12 protein-coding genes are annotated in these 17,959 nt (G+C 58.9%); 1 reads left to right on the top strand and 11 read right to left on the bottom strand.

Translation table 11 applies throughout. The annotated features are described in order from the left end of the window. Positions 1–73 precede the first annotated feature (73 nt). The 6 genes from ACFQY0_RS12400 to ACFQY0_RS12375 form a co-directional block, all read right to left on the bottom strand. Entirely contained in the window at positions 74–5,170 is a 5,097-nt protein-coding gene (locus tag ACFQY0_RS12400) for a DNA repair ATPase (RefSeq protein ID WP_379712811.1), read from the bottom strand. Between the two features lie 41 nt (positions 5,171–5,211). After that, entirely contained in the window at positions 5,212–5,586 is a 375-nt protein-coding gene (locus ACFQY0_RS12395; protein ID WP_379712809.1) for a GxxExxY protein, read from the bottom strand. 53 nt (positions 5,587–5,639) lie between these two features. Then, on the bottom strand, positions 5,640–7,715 hold the full coding sequence (locus ACFQY0_RS12390; RefSeq protein ID WP_379712807.1) for a flotillin family protein: 2,076 nt from the start codon (positions 7,713–7,715) through the stop codon (positions 5,640–5,642). A gap of 5 nt (positions 7,716–7,720) precedes the next feature. Beyond that, positions 7,721–8,380, bottom strand: a complete 660-nt coding sequence (locus ACFQY0_RS12385) for a hypothetical protein (protein WP_379712805.1) — start codon at positions 8,378–8,380, stop codon at positions 7,721–7,723. Between the two features lie 130 nt (positions 8,381–8,510). Then, positions 8,511–10,130 (bottom strand): ABC transporter permease, encoded by a 1,620-nt coding sequence (locus tag ACFQY0_RS12380; RefSeq protein ID WP_379712803.1) that lies wholly within the window; start codon positions 10,128–10,130, stop codon positions 8,511–8,513. A gap of 227 nt (positions 10,131–10,357) precedes the next feature. Beyond that, complete coding sequence (locus ACFQY0_RS12375) at positions 10,358–10,798, bottom strand: universal stress protein (RefSeq protein ID WP_379712801.1); 441 nt, start codon at positions 10,796–10,798, stop codon at positions 10,358–10,360. A gap of 195 nt (positions 10,799–10,993) precedes the next feature. On the opposite strand from ACFQY0_RS12375, the gene ACFQY0_RS12370 reads away from it, so the two are divergent. Continuing rightward, entirely contained in the window at positions 10,994–11,368 is a 375-nt protein-coding gene (locus ACFQY0_RS12370; protein ID WP_379712799.1) for a VOC family protein, read from the top strand. Positions 11,369–11,486: 118 nt separating this feature from the next. On the opposite strand, the gene argB is transcribed toward ACFQY0_RS12370, so the two are convergent. The 5 genes from argB to ACFQY0_RS12345 all read right to left on the bottom strand — a co-directional run bounded on the left by argB (position 11,487) and on the right by ACFQY0_RS12345 (position 17,959). Then, positions 11,487–12,365 carry an acetylglutamate kinase gene (gene argB, locus ACFQY0_RS12365; protein WP_379712797.1) on the bottom strand — a complete coding sequence of 293 codons (879 nt, stop codon included), beginning with the start codon at positions 12,363–12,365 and terminating at the stop codon, positions 11,487–11,489. A gap of 106 nt (positions 12,366–12,471) precedes the next feature. After that, entirely contained in the window at positions 12,472–13,791 is a 1,320-nt protein-coding gene (locus ACFQY0_RS12360; RefSeq protein ID WP_379712795.1) for a hypothetical protein, read from the bottom strand. An 81-nt stretch (positions 13,792–13,872) separates the two neighbouring features. After that, entirely contained in the window at positions 13,873–14,832 is a 960-nt protein-coding gene (locus tag ACFQY0_RS12355) for an aminoglycoside phosphotransferase family protein (RefSeq protein ID WP_379712793.1), read from the bottom strand. A gap of 309 nt (positions 14,833–15,141) precedes the next feature. Beyond that, the gene (locus ACFQY0_RS12350) at positions 15,142–16,581 is read right to left on the bottom strand and encodes a hypothetical protein (protein ID WP_379712791.1); all 1,440 of its coding nucleotides are present in this window, start codon (positions 16,579–16,581) and stop codon (positions 15,142–15,144) included. 406 nt (positions 16,582–16,987) lie between these two features. Then, positions 16,988–17,959: a sugar phosphate nucleotidyltransferase gene (locus tag ACFQY0_RS12345; protein WP_379712789.1), complete on the bottom strand. Its 972-nt coding sequence runs from the start codon at positions 17,957–17,959 to the stop codon at positions 16,988–16,990.

Here is a 17,959-nt window from a genome sequence, read left to right as displayed (position 1 = left end):
AGGGGCAGAGGCTCCGTGTTAAAACCTGAACGGAGCCCAAGAAGAGCGGTCGGCCCCGAAAATCTGGCAGGAATCAATCAGGGCCGGTTGATCGATTCTTGGAAACGGGCAACTGCCTAACCTCCGGCTCGATCCCCACCCCACCAACTTCCGTCCCCCCCTTCTTCGGCTCCGCACCCTCCGTCACCGGCACGACCTTGATCTCCACCTCCACCGGCACGGCCCGCAGGCCATCGATGATCTGCTTCAACTGCGCCACCGTCTGCTCGGCCAATGACTGCGGTTGCGAGTAGTGTTTCCCCGCTTCCGCGATGCCCTCGCGGATCGCCTCCAGCCCGTCGTTGAACTGGCTCATCTGCGCCACCACCCGCGCCACCGGATCATTCTCACCGGCACCACCTAACAGCTTGCGCTTGTTGAAGCCCTTCTTGATTTCGTCCCAGCGCGCGGCCTGCTTCTCATCGAGCAGACCTTCCATTTCGTAAAACTTCAGCAGGTTCGACTCGGCGGCGGTCGTCAGGTTCTGCGACTCGCTGCGGTAGTGATCGATCACCAACTGTCGCACCTCCTGCGGCGTCATCAGCGGCAGGACCTTCTCGGCAATCCGGTTCATGTTCCGATACGAGCCCTGCAACTTGAACGGCGGCTCGGTCCGGTACGCATCTTCCTGCGCCGCGCTGCGGATGTATTCCTGGTTCACCCGCGAAATCGTCTCGCGAACCGTGAGGAGATGCTTCGTCACCGTGACCATCTCATCAATCTCCGCCGGCGTGTAGTTTCCTTCAAAATCCGCACCATCGCGACTTCCGGTTTCCGCGATTCGGATCAAGGTCAGCACGTCTTTCTGCGAGCGGCTCGCCAGCCTCGAAAGCGCCGCATTCGATGTCAGCGAGTTCTCGATGTAGCTCGATTTGAAAGCCGACTCGTGCCCGCCGAGGATGTCACCGAGGTTGTAGGTATCCGCTCTGTTAGAGAGCATGTCCGGAATCTGGAACTTGCCACCGCTCTCGGTGTAAGGATTGCCCGCCATCACCACCGCGACCTTGCGACCACGCAGGTCATAGGTTCGCGATTTGCCTTTCCACACCCCTTCGATCTTCCGCTGCGCATCGCAGAGGCTGATGAATTTCTGCAGGAACTCGGGATTGGTGTGCTGGATGTCGTCGATGTAGATCATCACGTTGTCACCCATCTCGAGCGAGAGGTTCAAGCGCATCACTTCCTCGCGCGCCGCCGCATTCGGAGCCTCCGCCGGATCAAGCGAAAGCACGTTGTGACCGAGCGTCGGGCCATTGATCTTCACGAAAGTCAGACCGAGGCGATTCGCGACGTACTCCATCAGCGTCGTCTTGCCGTAGCCCGGAGGAGAAATCAGCAAGAGCATGCCCATCCGGTCGGTCCGCGTGTCGGTGCCCGCCGTGCCCAACTGCTTGGCCAGGTTGTCGCCGATCATCGGCAGATAGACCTCATCGATCAGCCGGTTCCGCACGAAGGCGCTCATCACCTTCGGCTTGAATTCATCGAGGCGCATGGCCTCGCGCTTCTCCGCCGTCAGCTTTTGCTTCAATGCGGAAAGCGAGCGAAACGCCGCCCCATCCGTGACCTCATGCCGCGCCAGACGATCCAGGAACTCGCTGTAGTGAAGCCCCAGCGAACCGCCTTCGATCCGCTGGTGACTCGATCGCAGACCATCCACTTCCACCGCAAGTTCCACCGACTTCACCGCCCGCTGATCATAGCCACCTCGCGCCAGATGCGCCGCCGCCTCATCGATCACCGACGACTTCAAGCCATCCGGCGTGCCTTCCAGCACCTCCGGATTTCCCGCTTCAAATCCCGACAACCAATCGCGCGCCACCTCGAACATCGAGATCACGCTGCCTGCCTTCGCCGCTTGGAAATCCTTCTCTGCCCGCTTCGCCACCAGGGCGCTCTGAAAACCCCGCATCAAAGCCGATGCCGCCGAGGAAACGACAAAGTCCTCACCATCCGAAAGCTCCTCCGCCAGGTAGTCCACCAAAGCAAGCTCGGGCACATCCTCAAACCCATTCGCCTCCCTCCAAGTCACGAAACCCTTCCGAAGCCTCTCCTTCCAAATCCCCACATCACCGCCCCCTTCAAAAATCCCACGACGCTTCCCATAACTCGCGAACTGCCCCGCCAGCACGTCCTTCGCCGGATCGCTCCAACTTTCCCAGAAGACCATCGCCACCGCCCGCAGACGCGGACCGAATCTCAGAAGCCCCGCCTCGGCGTGCACCGGCAGCAGCTTCTCCAGAATCTTCGCCGCATCCTCATCATGCACCCCCTTGGTGTATCCCTCCGCATACCTCGGCTGCATGAAGCCCTGCACTTCGACTAACAGATCCTCACCATTGCCGCGCCCCTCTTCCAGGAAACGCCAAACCAAGTACTCCACCCGCGCCACCGAATCACTCTCGCTCGGCACTTCCAGATCCCAGGCATCGCGCGTCGCCAGGAACTCCGGCGAGGTGATTGGTTCAAAATATTTCGTGCCCGAAAGGTGGAAGGCCATCCCCTCATCGTGCGGCACGATCGTCGCTTCCAGCGGCTGCGTGTTCACACTGAAGGCATGCTTGCCGAAACGCAGCACGTTCTGTCCATCGACGTAGAGTTCCTTCTTGTCCTTGAGCTGGCGCACCCCGTCTTCACGCAGCGTCTTGAGCTGCGTTCGCAAGTCATCCGCCTTCACCGGATCACCGAGCTCGGTCAGTTGCGCAATGATATCGCGCACCTTTTCACTCATCGGGTCCGTGGCGAAATAGCTGTGGATCTCCTCGACCTCCTTCAGCCCCGCCACCCGGTTCTTGATCCCGTTGAGAATCCGCTCCGCCGATTTGAAAAGTGATCCCGCCCGCTTCTGACGAGCCTCCATCAACTGCGTGCGACGTCCCTCGAAGGCATCGTATATCTCCTCGCGCCGCCCGACCAGTTGCTCGATGTATTCATCGAACTCCGCGAAGCGCCCCTCCAGCTCCTCGACCTGCACCATCAGCCGCGTCAGCGACTCATCGCATTTCTCCGGCGTATCGCAGAGGTCCAGGTAGTTTGCCAGGGCCTGCGAAAGCAGTTTCATCTGCGCCGAGAACTGCGCCTCACCTTCGCCACGCGAGAGTTCCTTGCGTTTGTTCCTCAGCGATCCCCGGGTGCCGTTGAGCTTCGCATACAGCGATGAAATCCGCTCGATGATCGCCGTCGTCTGCGTCGCATCCTCGATCTTTAGCCCGCCGACAATCTCGATCAGCATCTCCAGCTCGCTGGCCGCCGTGTCGAGTGCCTCGGCGACCGCATCCGCTTCCGTCACCTTGGAAATCTTCTGCAAGCCCGCCTCCTGCTCATCAATCGTCGCCGCGTAGCTCTTCAGCGAGTCCTCGCCTAACAAAAACTCAACTGTCGACTGCGAAACCTTGTCCGAAGCCTCGATCACCTGCTTCTCGAACTCGGTCACCAGCGCCGCATCCACGTAGCGCACCTCGCCGAGCGAAATAATCTCACCCCGCAGCTTCCTCAGCTCTGCCAGATGCTTCACCAGCGGCTTCAGTTCGTTTGTCGGAGCGGTGATCGCCGCACGCACGCCGGCATCCACCGCCGCCCGTGTCGTCGCCGTTCTTTCCGCCGCGGTCGAACGCAGCGCCTGAACCTTTTCAAACTCCCCGATCGCCGACTCGGCCGCCTGCTTTACCCCGCGCAGTGAATCGGCAAGCCCACCACATTCCTCGCGATCCAGCCAGAAATAGCTATCGAGCAAATCACCCGAACGCTTCACCAAATCCAGATACAGGCCGGCAAAGGAATCATCCTTGTTGAGCAGCGTCAGCAACTCACGCACCTCCGCCATCCCGCGCACCAACTGGGCGTTGCCGATCTTGTAGAGGAAGGAATCCTGTTTCGTCGCCGATTGAACCGCCGCCTCATCGTCCAAGTACGGCGTTTGCCATACTTGCAGCGCATGGTGCTTCTGAGGCTCGCCTTCATTGCGGAAAAGCACCAACTGCCCGTCACCAAACAACGAGAATCCCGAACAAAGGATCGGCGTCTCCATGCTCTGCTGGATCCGACTGTAGGAAAGCAGCACATACTCACCGGCCGCGCGGTTGTAGAACGCGAACAGCACGTCCTCGCCATTCGAACTGGCCACCCGACGCTCGAAACGCATGTCGAGCAGGCCATGGTCGAAGGTCTTCACCTCACCGCTCTGCAGGAGATATCCATTCGCGAAAACAATCCCGTGATCATCCGGCAGCAACACGCAGGAATCCCCGATGGCATCGAGGCGATGCACCGTCTTCGTCTTATCATTGAAAACCAGATAACGATGGAGGCTCTCCCGATAGGGAAGGATCTTCATCAGAATCAGCGAGCCGACTTCGGCATAGAAAATCTCCGCATCATCAAGCGTCTGATCGCTCTCGGTCACCGGTTCCGAATAAATCCCTGCACCCGACTCGGTATTATCCTCGATCTTCACCGTCAGGTCGCCGCCGACCGTTTCCACAAACACCCGGTCGTTGATCGAAATATGCGGATGCTCACCCGAGCGATGCATCCCCCGGTGGGCGCGCACCCAATCAAACTCCTGCTGTCGTGGATAGACATACTCGTGGTCGAAGCGGTTGCCGACGTATTCCATTTTTCCGCCGCCAAGCATCCGCCACTTGAAGACCTTGATGTCATCCAGCGACTTGCCCGCACGCATCGCGATGAACAGGTTCGGCCCGATCACCAGGAACTTCAGGAAGACTGTCTCGCGATAGTACTTGTAGAGATACTGGAAGTCTTCAATGAAACGCGAGTCACCGAGAATTTCCGTGACCGGGACCGGAGTAAAGCTGTGCGTTTCGTGATCATAATCGTACGCCGCAAAGACATCCTCAATGTCGGTCGTCTGCTTCAGCCCGAACTGAATGTTATAGCCGAAGAGAAAGCGCCGACGCCCCACTGCCACCAGGTCGCGGGCCACGCAGTTGTGCTCCGTGGATACGCGCTCGGTTCCCAAAAGGGCCGTATCGACACCACCGAATACTTCGAGGCGCTGGGCGTTGAGCACCTCCATCCCCGCTCGCAATTTCGACCCATGCTCCTCCAGTCGCGCACGAATCACTTCATACGCCCCACCCTCAAGCTGGTCGGCTTTGTTTTCTTCGGACATATTATTGGGGAACCACGGAATACACGAAATACACGGAAATCCTAGAGGACGAATCTCTCAAACTCGGCTTTGGGGTGATGCCCGAAGTTCACTAACAGCCCGACTTTCTTACCTGTCGCTTTCAGATAGTTCATCACCTGTGCCCGACGAATATCATCGAACGCCTTGACTGCTTTGATTTCCAATATCACCTGATCGTAACAAATAAAGTCGGGGACGAACCTCTTTCTCAAGGTTCGCCCCTTGTATTGGATTTCGAGTCCCGGCTGTGCCACTGCCGGCAAGCCAAGAATTCCAAATTCAATTTCCAGACATTCCTGAAACACATCTTCCACGAACCCACACCCCTTCTCTCGATAAACCTCAAAGCACGCTCCAAGTATCGCATGGGTCTCCTCCTTCAGTAATAAATTCATATCCTGCAGCAGTTCCAGTTCCGTGTATTCTGTGTATTCCGTGGTTCAATTTCTCACTTCAGAACCTTACTCGCCTTCTCATCCGCCAGACCAAAGCGGTCCGCGCCGCCGAGGAAGCCGATCAGTTTGCTGCGGGTCTCACCGGTTGCATCGAGAAGAAGTTTTGAGAGAGCCGCACCAATCGTCAGGTCCCGCACGTCGTCCGCGGTCACTCCAAACTGCCCGGCCCAATCCTTGAGTTGGGTCTTGAAGTACTCCGGGTCGCCATTGAAGAAGGTGTCCTTCACATCGCGGATCGCTTCGCTGTGCTCGACCAGGCGGTCGACCGACTTGCCGTTGGAAATGGCACCGGCGATCTGGTCGAAGAACTTGCCTTCGCCACCAATGATCTCGATCTTCGCGGACTTCATGGCTTCGCCAAGCACCGCAGCCTGAGCTTCGGCGATGTCCTTCTGAATGTTGATCTCGGCCAACTCGACCGCCTTGGTCTTCTCGAGGTTCAGCTTGAACTCTTCGTGTGACTGACCGGCTTCCTCGAAGAGCTTCATCGCTTCGGCCTTCTGGTGGATGCCCTGAGCTTCGGCGTCGAACTTCAGTCGATTCACTTCCGCTTCGGCAGCTCCCTGCTTCTGGGTCGCATCGGCCTTGGCCACGAGCACCTCGACTTCGCCCAAGCCCACCGCGGCGGACTCCTTGGTCATTGCCTCGGCAAGCAGCTTCTTCGCCGCGGAGATCTTCTCGCTCGATGCCTGTTCGGCCTCGGCGGCGATCACCACTTCTTCGGCGTGCAGCTCGGCCGCCTTCTTCTCGGCTTCGGCCGCTTTCACGCGCTCGTAAAGCTCCTTGTCCGCGCGCAGCTTGGCCGATTCCTGATCGGCTTCGGCTTCCTTGACGCGCTTGATCACATCTTCCTGAGCTGTGGCTTCGGCGAGTGTCACCTTGACCTGCTTCTCACGGTCCGCACCGGCAAATGCCTCGGTGTCCTTGATGCGCTCCTGCTCGATGACCACCAGTTTCTCGACCGCGACGCGTTCTTTGATGACATCCTGAATCGCCTTCTTCTCCACTTCGACGGCCTTCTCCTTTTCGATGTCCTTGAGGGTCGTGAGACGTTCGCGCTCGATCGATTCGAGTTGCTGGTCGCGTTTCACGCGTTCCACTTCGACCACGTCGGTCCGCTCCTTGTTGCGCAGCGCAACGAGCACCTGGCGCTCCTTGTTTTCGTTTGCGATTTCGATTTCCTCATCCGCGCTGATGCGTGCGCGCTCGGCCTTCTGGCGCTCTTCTTCGCGTACTTTCGCCGTCTCGGCTTCCTCGCGCGCCTGCACGGTTTGCACCTCGCGCATTTGCTTTGCCTCGGTTTCCGCCAGTTGACGTTCCAGCTCGAGGATCGCTTCGCGGGCTTCGACGTCCTGCTGTTTGATGACCTTCTCCTTGTCGCGGAGAATGTTGTTCGAAAGCTTCGCCTGCTCAGCGGTCAGGTGGGAAATTTTCTTGATGCCTTCCGCATCGAGGATGTTGTCGGGATCGAGCGACTCAATAGGTGTCTGCTCCAGGTAATCGATCGCCGCGTCATCAAGCACGAAGCCATTCAGATCGGTTCCGATGACCTTCAGGATTTCATCGCGGAAGGTGTCGCGATCTTCATAAAGTGCGATGAAGTCGAAACGTTTTCCCACGGTTTTCAGCGCTTCCGAGAACTTCGCATCAAACAACTCGCGGATCGCATCCTGCGAGCTCGCCCGTTCACATCCGACCGACTGAGCGACCCGCAGCACGTCTTCATCCGCGTGATTTACCCGCACGAAAAACGCCACCTTGATATCGGCTCGAACATTGTCCTTACAGATCAGCCCCCCCTTTGCCGTCCGGTCGATCTCAATCCGCTTCAGCGAAATATCCATCGTCTCAAGGCGGTGGAACACCGGGAAGACGAGCATGCCGTTGAAATTGATCCGGGTGCCACCGATACCGGTTCGGATCAGTGCGGTGCCCTTCCTTACCTTTCGATAGAGCATCGCATAGACGAGACCCACCACGAATATGAGCCCCCCGATCCCGAGGAGGACCATGAGGATGACCCCGACGATCGCGGGAACTTCTATAAAGGCCAGTGTATTGGTGTTCATAAGATTCAGGATTCGATGTTTGTTAGATGCTTTACGAAATAAATGTCACGCTCCTTGTCGTGGCTTTCCACGACTACCAGATCGCCTTTGGCGCGAGGAACCGAGCCGGGAAGCAAGCGGGCATTGATCAGCAATGGCACCTCCGGGTCTTCGACCTCCACTTGCCCGGAAGATTCATCGAGCACGCCACTTCGCACCCGGCCCTTGCGCCCGACCACCGGCTTCGCCTCGCCTTCCGTGCCCTTCAGCGCAAAAAACATCGGCCGCAGGAGTGATCCGGTCATTTTAGTAAGTGCGACGGCAGGAATCAGCGCCCATCCGGCAATGATCGCTGCCTGCTTCAAATCTTCGGTGGGATTCCAGAAATGGTTCCCAAGCATGGTTCCGCCCCATTCATAGACCAACATGAAGCTTCCCAAGGCGGGAAGCGGCACCACGTCGCCATGCATGAACTTGAAGAGCCAGCGAATCGAGCCCCCGAACAAAGTCCCCCCATCACCGGAGTCGACACCTCCATCTCCGAAATCGATGCCGATGAAATCGAAATCCAGGGTTCCGATGAAGCAGGTGATCCAAAACAGGACCATGGGGCCGAGCAGGAGGCTGAAGGGCAGCACTCCCGGACTCGTCGCCAGATCCCAAATTTCCTTAATCAAGGGCGCCATCCCACCCGAAAGCTCCGGGTTCAACCACTACAAAACGGGCCATCTTTTCGACGCCATCGCGTGGGAATTGGCGCATCCCTCAGGCACCACCTATCATGGAAGGGCGACTTTCCCGTCGCGGGTTTCCCCCTCAAAGATTTCGCAACGACTTCGCCGCATCACTCCGCGCCGCAAAGAACGCCGGCAACAAGGCCGCCAGCGAACAGAGCACAAAGGCCGAGACCCCAATCGCAATCACTTCACCCGGATTCACGTGGGCCGGCAGGACCGCGAAACCATTGAAGTCCGCCGGAAACGGATCAAATCCCACACTGCGCATCCCCGTCTGAATTCCCTCCCGGAAACGGACCAGCAACAAGCCTCCGATCACTCCCATGACCGCCCCCAGCGCGCCAAGGATCACCCCCTGATAGGCAAACACCCTCACAATCTGACCCGGTGCCGCGCCGAGCGCCTTCATCACGCCCACCTCCCGGCGCTTCTGCAGAGTCACCGTGAACATCACCGCCGTCATCGAAAACGCCGACACCACCACGATCAACGAGAGCACGATGTACATCATCACCCGCTGCTGCTCGATCAGCGCCGAAAAGTCCGACAACTCCGAGACCCAGGTCGTTGCCTTCCACTCCGGTGGCAGCGCTGCCTGAATCTCATCGACGACCGGTCCAACCTGATAGGGATCGTCGAGCCGCACGCTCACGCCCTGCACGCCATTGCCCAGCCCCGCCAGATCCTGCGCCAGGTGGAGTGGCATGAACACATCCGGCGTCATCGCCATTTGCGAAGCCGAGTAGATCCCGATGATCTCCGCCTCCTTGGGCAGAACCACCTCACGAATGCCCTTCAATATCTCGGCATCCATCTTCTCGACATCCGTCGTTTCCAGCTCCGCGAGCATCGCGAAAAACTCCTCCTTTGCCTCACGCCCCATCACCAGAACATTCCGCTCCGCGTCTTCGCTTCTGCTATCGAGCAGCAGCAACGCGCCCTCGATGATTTGCTGCTCCGCTTCGCGGACCCCTTCATTGTAGATCTGAAACAGCGGACCGTAGATTTTCTCGTCGAACTCCAGCGGATATTCCGACTTGTCGCCATTCACCACCCAGTGCTCTTGCGATACCTCCTTCACCGTCGCCAGCTGCTCCGCATACTTTTCCCTCACCGGCGGATCTTCGGTCACTTTGAAGACCCGCTCCACTTCCTCGAAATTCCGTAAGGTCAGCAAGCGCACGGTATCGCCCACCCTGGCGCCGAAGGCCTTCGCGATCTTCGAGGAAATCACCACCCGGTCATCGAGTCCCATGTCCGACGAGCTCGCCGGGTGACCTTCCATATCGAGCATCTTCGAAATTCCCTCGACCTCCGCCGGGTCCTCGGAATCCACTCCGCGGAAAGTCCCCGCCGTCCGGTAGCCCGCGATATCGATCAGCAGGCTGTCCTGCACAAAAGCCCCCGCATCCACCACCCCCGGCAGCTTCTCGACCGCCTCCGCCGTGCCCCGCCAGTCCGACACCGGCAAACGCATCCCCACCATCGGCGCGTAGTCGAGCCTCACGTGCGGGATAAAGCCCAGAATCCGGCTCTTCACCTCTCGCTCCAGGCCGGAATAAATCGACATCACCGAAACCAGCGCGAAGACCCCGAAGGCCACGCCGGTTGTCGAGATCAGCGCTACCGCTGAAAGCATCGCACGCCGCGGATTGAGATACCGCCACGCGAGCATCATGCTGAAGGAACGTCTGGCCATGCCTCTGACTAGCCATCCCACCAAAGGGAGCAAGGGCATTCCTGTCCTGTCGGGCGGTCCGGCAGCCCAAGCTGCAAACAAGCGACCCGGTCCTTCGCGGCTTTCGGGGTCAGGATTCAGGGGCTGGAAAGGCAGGTGCTGGCGCGTGCTCGTTGTCTTTCTGACTCCTAATCCCTGAATCCTGTCCCCAAAAGGCCTGCAAAGCACCTCTTAGCTCCGCCTGCAACTCACTCCTTCTCCTTCACCGGAATCACCATCGTCGGCACCACTGCTTTCCTGACCATGCCTTCCGCCACGGAGCCCAGCAGCAGCGAAGCCACCATGCCGTGTCCGTGCGTTCCCAGGATCACCAGGTCAGCCTTCGAGGCCTTCACGTAGTCCAGCACCGCCATCAGCGGGCTGCCTTCGATCAGTTTCACCGTCACATCCGTGAGTGGCGCGGCGAGCGATTCGAGCCGCTTGGTGGCGCGTTTCCTCGCTTCATCCTGGAAAAGATGCATCGCCGGGAATTCATCGGGAGTAAATCCGTAGGCCGTGTAGGCGGGCTCCGGCTCCAGCACGTGAATCACATGAAGCATCGCACCAAATGCTCCTGCCATACTCACGGCGGCATCGATGACATCCGGGGTCGAGTCTGAGAAATCTACTGCGGCTACTATCGTTTTCATGGCATTCGGAGCCTAGCACAGCACCACCCACGTCGCCACCTCACACCAAACCATGCCTCAAAATTCAGCAAGATTGCGCATCCTGCTGCGGCGGCCGGGGAATCCGAAAACCTGCAGCCTCTCGGCTGCTCGCGCTCTATCTCTCAGCGCTTTCCCCTTCCCGCATCCCGCATCCAGGTTCAGACTCCCGCCGACATGATCAAATTCCTCCACACCCGCATCCGCGTCCAGGACCTCGACCGCTCCATCGCCTTTTACAAGGTCCTCGGCTATCAGGAAAAGGAACGGAAGGCCTCGCCCCAAGGCAACCAACTCGCCTTCCTCGAACTCCCTGGCAACGACGCCTTTCTCGAACTCACCTGGTCCGAAGACTACAAGACGACCTGCCCCGAGGACCTCATGCACACCGCCCTCGGCGTGCCTGACATCGTCGAATACTGCGACGCTGTCGAAAAAGCCGGCATCGAAATCTGGCCCAGCAAGTGGCGTGAGAAGTTCACCAGCGGCGAGCGCAAAATGGCCTTCGTCACCGATCCCGACGGCTACGAAGTCGAGATCCTCGAGCGCTGATTTGCTGATTTGCTGATACGGCGGTCCTCCCGACCTCATCGGGCTTTCCCATGATAGCTGTGATCATCCACGGCTATCATCAACCGTCCCAACGGAACGAAGACAGGATGTAGCGAACTCACCGAGTCACCTCAGTGCCGATCCCGTAGTCCGTAAAAATCTCTAACAACAGCGCGTGGGGCAATCGTCCATCGACGAAGTGCACTTTCCTGACACCCGCATTCAGGGCGTCCATCGCACTCTGGACTTTCGGAATCATCCCGCCCGAAATCGTCCCGTCAGCAAGGAGTGCCTCGGCCTGCTCCCGGTTCACCGATTTGATCAAGGTCGATGGATCGGATGGGTCTTTCATCAGACCGGGCACATCGGAAAGATACACCAGTTTTGTCACGCGCAACTCCTTCGCCAGTGCCGCCGCCGCCAGATCGGCATTGATGTTGAGCGGCTTACCGGTTGCGAGCTCTGAAGCCAGCGGCGAAATCACCGGCACAATCGACGCCTTGTGAGCCGAGTCCATCTGTCCGAGCTGGCAGCCTACGACCTCGCCCACCCGGCCAATGTCTGCCGGATTGCCGTCCTTGTCCCTGACCTTCATCTTCTCGCCGAGAAAGACGTCCGTCCCGGAAATCCCTGTGGCCTTGCCGCCAAACTCACGGATCATCTGCACGAGCCCGGGGTTGATCTCGTTGGAGAGCACCTTCTCGACGATCGAAATCGCCTCCTCCGTGGTCCGACGAAAGCCGCCGACAAATTCCGCTTCGAGCCCGGCTTCCTTCATCGCCGAAGAAATCGCCTTGCCGCCACCATGGACGATGATCGGATTGATGCCCGCGACTTCGAGGAAAACGACATCACGCATCACTTTCCGAACGAGATCCGGATCCTCCATCGCCGATCCGCCCATTTTGATCAGGAAGGTCTTCCCGCGGAATGCCTGCAAATAGGGCAAGGCTTCGATCAGGGCTTCGGCTTTCTGTGTCGGCTGCTGGAGGCTCATCGCGAGCGATTAAGTAAGGAGGGCGGGCACTCTTGTCCACCCTAACGGTCCTCATCCGTTCCTTCTCAAAACCCTATCCCAGCTACCTGCGGCTGACATCACCCGCTCAACGCTTCCGTCGCTTCCCCTTCTTTGGCGGCTTCGTCGCCACCTCCTCAGCCTCCACCGACTTCGCCCGCACCACCTCGATCTTCCCGCTGCCTTCCGTCATCATCACCATCAGCAGCGCCGCCACCGGCACCATCTGAAACGCCAGCGGCAGCGGTGCCAGCGAGTAGTAGCGAATGACGGCCGCCAGCGCCGCGGCGACAAGTCCGCAGAGAAAGACCGCCTGAATCATCCGACCGAACACCCCTTTTGCACGTAGCAACCAGGCACCAACAAGAGCCACTGCAACGAGCGCCAGCATTTCCACAATGGGCTCTGGGCGGGGCACCTCCTTCAGGCCCACCCGCCGCGGAGCACTCCGGATCACTGAATCAATGCGCGGCAGCATCTCTCCCCATTCACGCTCGAACTTGCTCGCCCCCAGCCGGCTATCGACCAGGTAAACCGGCACGTCCATCTCCCCGAATCCGTCCGGCAGGGTCTTGCTGATCACCGCCGTCGCCGCCGCCTTGAGCAGCTCCGGTTCGGCAGTTGGGAGCTTGATCCGCCCCCGAAAATCGATCGGGATCCGCGGACCCTCCGCTCCGAGACGGATTTGCTTTCCGGCCTCCACCTTCACCTGATCCAGCGGCACGCCCAGCCTCACGATCGCCGAGGCCAGAGGCAGCGAAAACACCACCCGGTCATCCCAGCGCGCCAGCAGATACGCCCGCTCGCTCTCGTCATCCTCGTTTCCCAACAAGGTGAACCCGGCCCGCGTCTTTTCCCCACCAAATTCCGGAGTCTCCCCCTGCAGACTGTTCACGACCGGCAGCTTGCTCCGGTCCCCGCCGACCTCCGCATAGGCAATCGAGCAGCGCTGAAACGGCACCGGCACCGGCTCGCCCACCGTTCCGTTGTTCAGCTGAAATCCGAGCACTGTCCCCTCGAGACGATCCATCATCGCGCGCATCGCCTCCAGCGCCAGGGTATCCGGCTCCTTCCACCCCAGCGGATAGCCGACCCCGAAATGCTCCACCCCCTGCGTCTTCAGCCGCGAAAATACCACTGCCAGATCCGTCGGCACCGGTGGCGTCGCTTCAAAATATTCGTCATGATCATCGTCGAGAAAAAGCAGCCCCGCCGGTGACACCTCCTCCGGTAGCTCGATTTCCTCGGTCCGTCGCGGGTCTTCGAGCGTCCCTTGCCCGACGACCGCCTCACCCTTTCCAGAAAGCACGCCGAACCACTTTCGGTCCGCCTCTTCCAGGAATCCCACCTTTGGCGTGATCGCCAGCAGCAGCAGTCCGACGCCCAATGAGGCGACGGCGGCAGCCATGCGATGATGTCCCGTGCGGATCACCTCTTCAACGAACCCGGAATCCTGCCCCGTGAAAAGGAGCGAGTGCGCCCGCAGCCATCAAACAAAGGCTTCGGCCTTCGCGATCACCGGTGCCAGCAAGGGCTCCAGATCCGTTCCCTTGGTCACCACGCCGAGCATCTTCGCCGCCACCGGCACATGCTGACGGTACCAGTCGTCGCCCTGCTTGGTGATGATTTTCCCGTAGGCTCCAAGCGCCTGCATCAGCCGCTGAGCCGCACATTCGTGGAAAATCTGGGGCACCGGACGCTCCTCGGAAATCTCTTCCCACAGATCGAGCAACTTCTCCCGATCCTCCTCCGAGTGATTCATGTAGGGATCGAAGACCAGCGAAGCCAGATCATACTCCTGCCGTCCGCGACGCATGCCCTGAAAATCGATCCAGTAGGCCTTATCGCCTTTCAGCATGAAGTTCTGCGATTGGAAATCACGGTGCACCAGATGCCGCGCACTCTTCCCCAAGCGCTTCGCCAGGGCCGCGAGCTCCGACGACTTGCGCAGCTCGGAAGAATCCATCTCTAACAAGCCATCCACCAGATGATCAAAGAAGTATTCCTGTTCCCAGCCATACATCTCTTCATCGAACTCCGGGTTGAATTCCATGTCCTTGGCCCCCCGCGTATAGAACAACTTGTCCAGTTGCTGCAGCGCCGAGCGGTAGAACGGCTCCCGCTTTTCAAAAGGCTCATCCTTCATCGAGAGGAGATCCTTGTCGCCCAGATCCTCGACCAGCACCACGCGCCAGCGCATGTCACGGTGATAGAGCTCCGGCACATTGATCCCGGCCTTCGACAGGAAATCCGAAACTGCAGGATAGAAGTCGTTATCGGGACGCTCATCCGTCCAGTTGATCCCGATGAATGGGTCACGGCTATCCGTTTTGACCCGTACGATCGTGCGCCCCGACGCCCCACGTTTGATCGGTTCGATGGTGATTCGCACCATCGGGTCGACCTCGAGGAACTGGCGGGTAGTGGTCAGAATGGTTTCAGCGGACATCGCGGCCGGAGATTCCAGACCCGATCCCACCCCGACAAGGGGAAACTGTCCTAATTCGACCCAAGGAGCAGCGACTTTAGTCGCTTAGCAAGCCAAACAGCTTGAGTCCCTCGGTTTCACGAAAGAGCCCCAACCGCCCTGACCAGCCCTTGGGTACAGGGGCCAGGATTCAGGGGTCAGAAAGCCAGAAGACGCTGTCGCGATCCCTTGCCTTTTGTCTTTCTGACCCCCGCCCCCTGAATCCTGGCCCCAAAAGCCCGAAGTGCTGAACCTCGCTCTCTACCCAGCGCGACCTGGGTAACCCACTTCCTATCTCCCACTTTCCAGCACTTTCGCCGTCACCCTGACATTCCGCTCCACTCCACCTTTCAAAAAACTCCCCACCTCCACCGGCACTCCTTCCGCCAACGTCACGGCCGTGTTCAACGCATCTCCCTCCATCGTCTGCAGGAAAAACCTCAAATCCACGACCTTCCCATCCGATCCCACATTCGGTGCCGCCTCCAGGCTCGAAACCTCCTTCTCACCCTTCGTCCTCTTAATCCACGCCTTCTCCCCCGACCTCAGCAGGAGCATGCATGCCCCATCTTCCCAATCAAAGTTGAGCTCTACAACGAACAGCGACCCACCATCACAGCAAGCAAAAATCGCCTCCGCCATATCCTGATTCTCTGCATCATTCACGAGCAGCACCATCGACCTCCGAGGATCAAAGCCCGCCACCGCCGACCCATGCTCAAACCGCACGCCGTTCGACTTCAACGGACCTGAGACATCGATGTATCTTCCTGCCAGTGATGTTTTGAGCGGCTCCGGAACTTCCATGTCCGGCAATTTCCAAGCTGACTTCTTCGTCTTTTTCCCATCCGGCTCGTAAGTGATGCGCTCAATAAAATCCGGCGGCACCGGAAAGAGCCTAACAAAAAGTCCGTCGCCAAGTTTTTTCCCGTCGAGCCGCTTGTCATCGTATGGCCGATCCATGCCCATCCCGACAACCCGTCCCTCACTTTCAATCAACCTTACCGCCCCCACCGGAATTCCATAGACCGTCAACGCCTCGGCGTTCGCCGTCATTTCCCAGTCCCGTGAAGCATCTTTCCACGCCGCAACCTTCATCTCCTGACCCAGCTTCATCGTCACTCCCGTCTGAACCTCTTCCTTGACGCTCTCACCCGCGTCCATCGTCACCGCCAATTGCAGGTCCAGCCATTTCAGGTCCTGATCCACATTGGTCGCCACATCCAAATCAATCGACTCAGTTTCTATCTTCGCCATCTCGCCACTGCGACTGATCAGCGACACTCGTTTCTCCTTCGCCTTTGCTCCGACCTCAATGGTCTTTCGTAGGTGAAACGGCTCACTTCTCAGATCGAGCGTATCCTCAATCAACGCCATTTCCGCCAAAGTCGTCCGTCCCACAATCACTCCTGAACTCGCATTCCACACCAGCCACTCCCCACCAAATCCCACGTGATCCACCACCCAAGGTTCTTCAGGAACCGCAAACGGATCAACATTACGTAAACTCTCAACGACACCCCACAGTTCCAACTCCACCGCCCCCGACAAATCCCAAAGCTCATCCCCCGCTTCAAAGAAAGCCGACTCCGCCGGAGCCTTTTCCAGTTTCTCCACCTTCGGATTCTTCAATCCACCATTCACCAACTTATCCACTGAAATTCGCCACCCCGCCGTCTCCAGCCCAAAAGCCATCCCCATCGTCAAAATCCAAACGAGCAAGCCCTTCATTCCATCAAACTGCCCCGGAGCAAGCTGAACTTCAAGCCCCCAAGGAGCGGGGATTTGCAATCCCCGACGGAGCCCCAGCCGAACTACCCATGAAGATTGCTCCAACCCTCATTCTCCCAAGGAGCCACGACTTCCCTGGCCTTCGAAGTTTCAGCGAAGCAGGCAGCTGCTCAGTAACCCAATCAGTTTGAGTTCTTCGGTTTCACGAAAGAGCCCCAACCGCCCTGACACGCCTTTGGGTCCAGGGGCCAGGATTCAGGGGTCAGAAAGACCGAAGACGCTGTCGCGCCCCCTTGCCTTTTTGTCTTTCTAACCCCTGCCCCCTGAATCCTGATCCCAAAAGCCCGAAGCCCCGAACCCGCCCGCCTCACCCCCCACCTGCGCGACGGGGGCGTCGCGCCTCTCATCAACGACAAACAATCTCTCCCTCCACCACCGCACCTTCCTTTACCACCACCCCCGGCCAGAGCACTGAGTCCCTTACGACCGCTCCTGCACCAACCACCGCGCCCGGCCCGATCACACTGCGCTCCACCACCGCCTCCGGCGAGATCACCGCATCCGCATGAATCGCTTCCGCCAGACCCAGCTCGCGATGCGCCGCCAGATAACTTTCCGCATCTCCCAGATCAAACCACAGGCCTTCATCCAGCACCACACCCCCAAGCTTCCCTTCCTTCGCCAGCTCCAGGAATGCCGGGATCACCGACACCTTCTCACCCGCCGGGATTTTCTCTAACAAGCTCGGCGAGAAAACGTAAATGCCGCTGAAAACATGCGTCCCTTCCGCCTTCCCCAGCATCTTCCGGATATCCAGAACCTGTCCGTCCTCGATCGCGATGTGCTTCGCCACCCCATCGGAGCGCAATGCCAGCGTCACCACATTCCCCGACGCCTCATGCGCCGCCATCAGTTTCTCCAGCGGCATCGACGAATAGATGTCACCGTTATGCACCAGCACATCATCATCCCCCACCCACGCCTCGATATTCTTGATCCCACCCCCCGTCTCTAACAGCACCGGCTCTTGAAACAAACTCACCGGCTTTCCCTTCCAGACCGCGTTCTCCGCCACCAATCCGTTCCCTCCTTTGCAGACGCGACCTTCCCCATCTGCCATCAACCATCCCCCATCTGCCGCCTGCCCCCCATAGCCTTGGCGGCGGGGGATCTTCCATCGCTCCGGCAGGTGATGCGTATTGATCGCAAACTCCGTCACACCCGCCTCCTCACAGGCCTTCATCGCCCACTCGACAAGCGGGCGATGAAAAAGCGGCACCAAGGGCTTTGGCAGGATATCAGTCAGAGGACGAAGCCGGGTCCCGAGCCCCGCACCAAGAAGGAATGCCTTACGAATCACGCGGGCTTTGTCGGGCAT

Source organism: Haloferula chungangensis, from assembly GCF_042664875.1.
In the GTDB taxonomy this organism is placed as follows: domain Bacteria; phylum Verrucomicrobiota; class Verrucomicrobiia; order Verrucomicrobiales; family Akkermansiaceae; genus Haloferula; species Haloferula chungangensis.
Note: the sequence above shows the minus strand (reverse complement) of the source record. Positions and strands in the feature narration are given on the sequence as shown.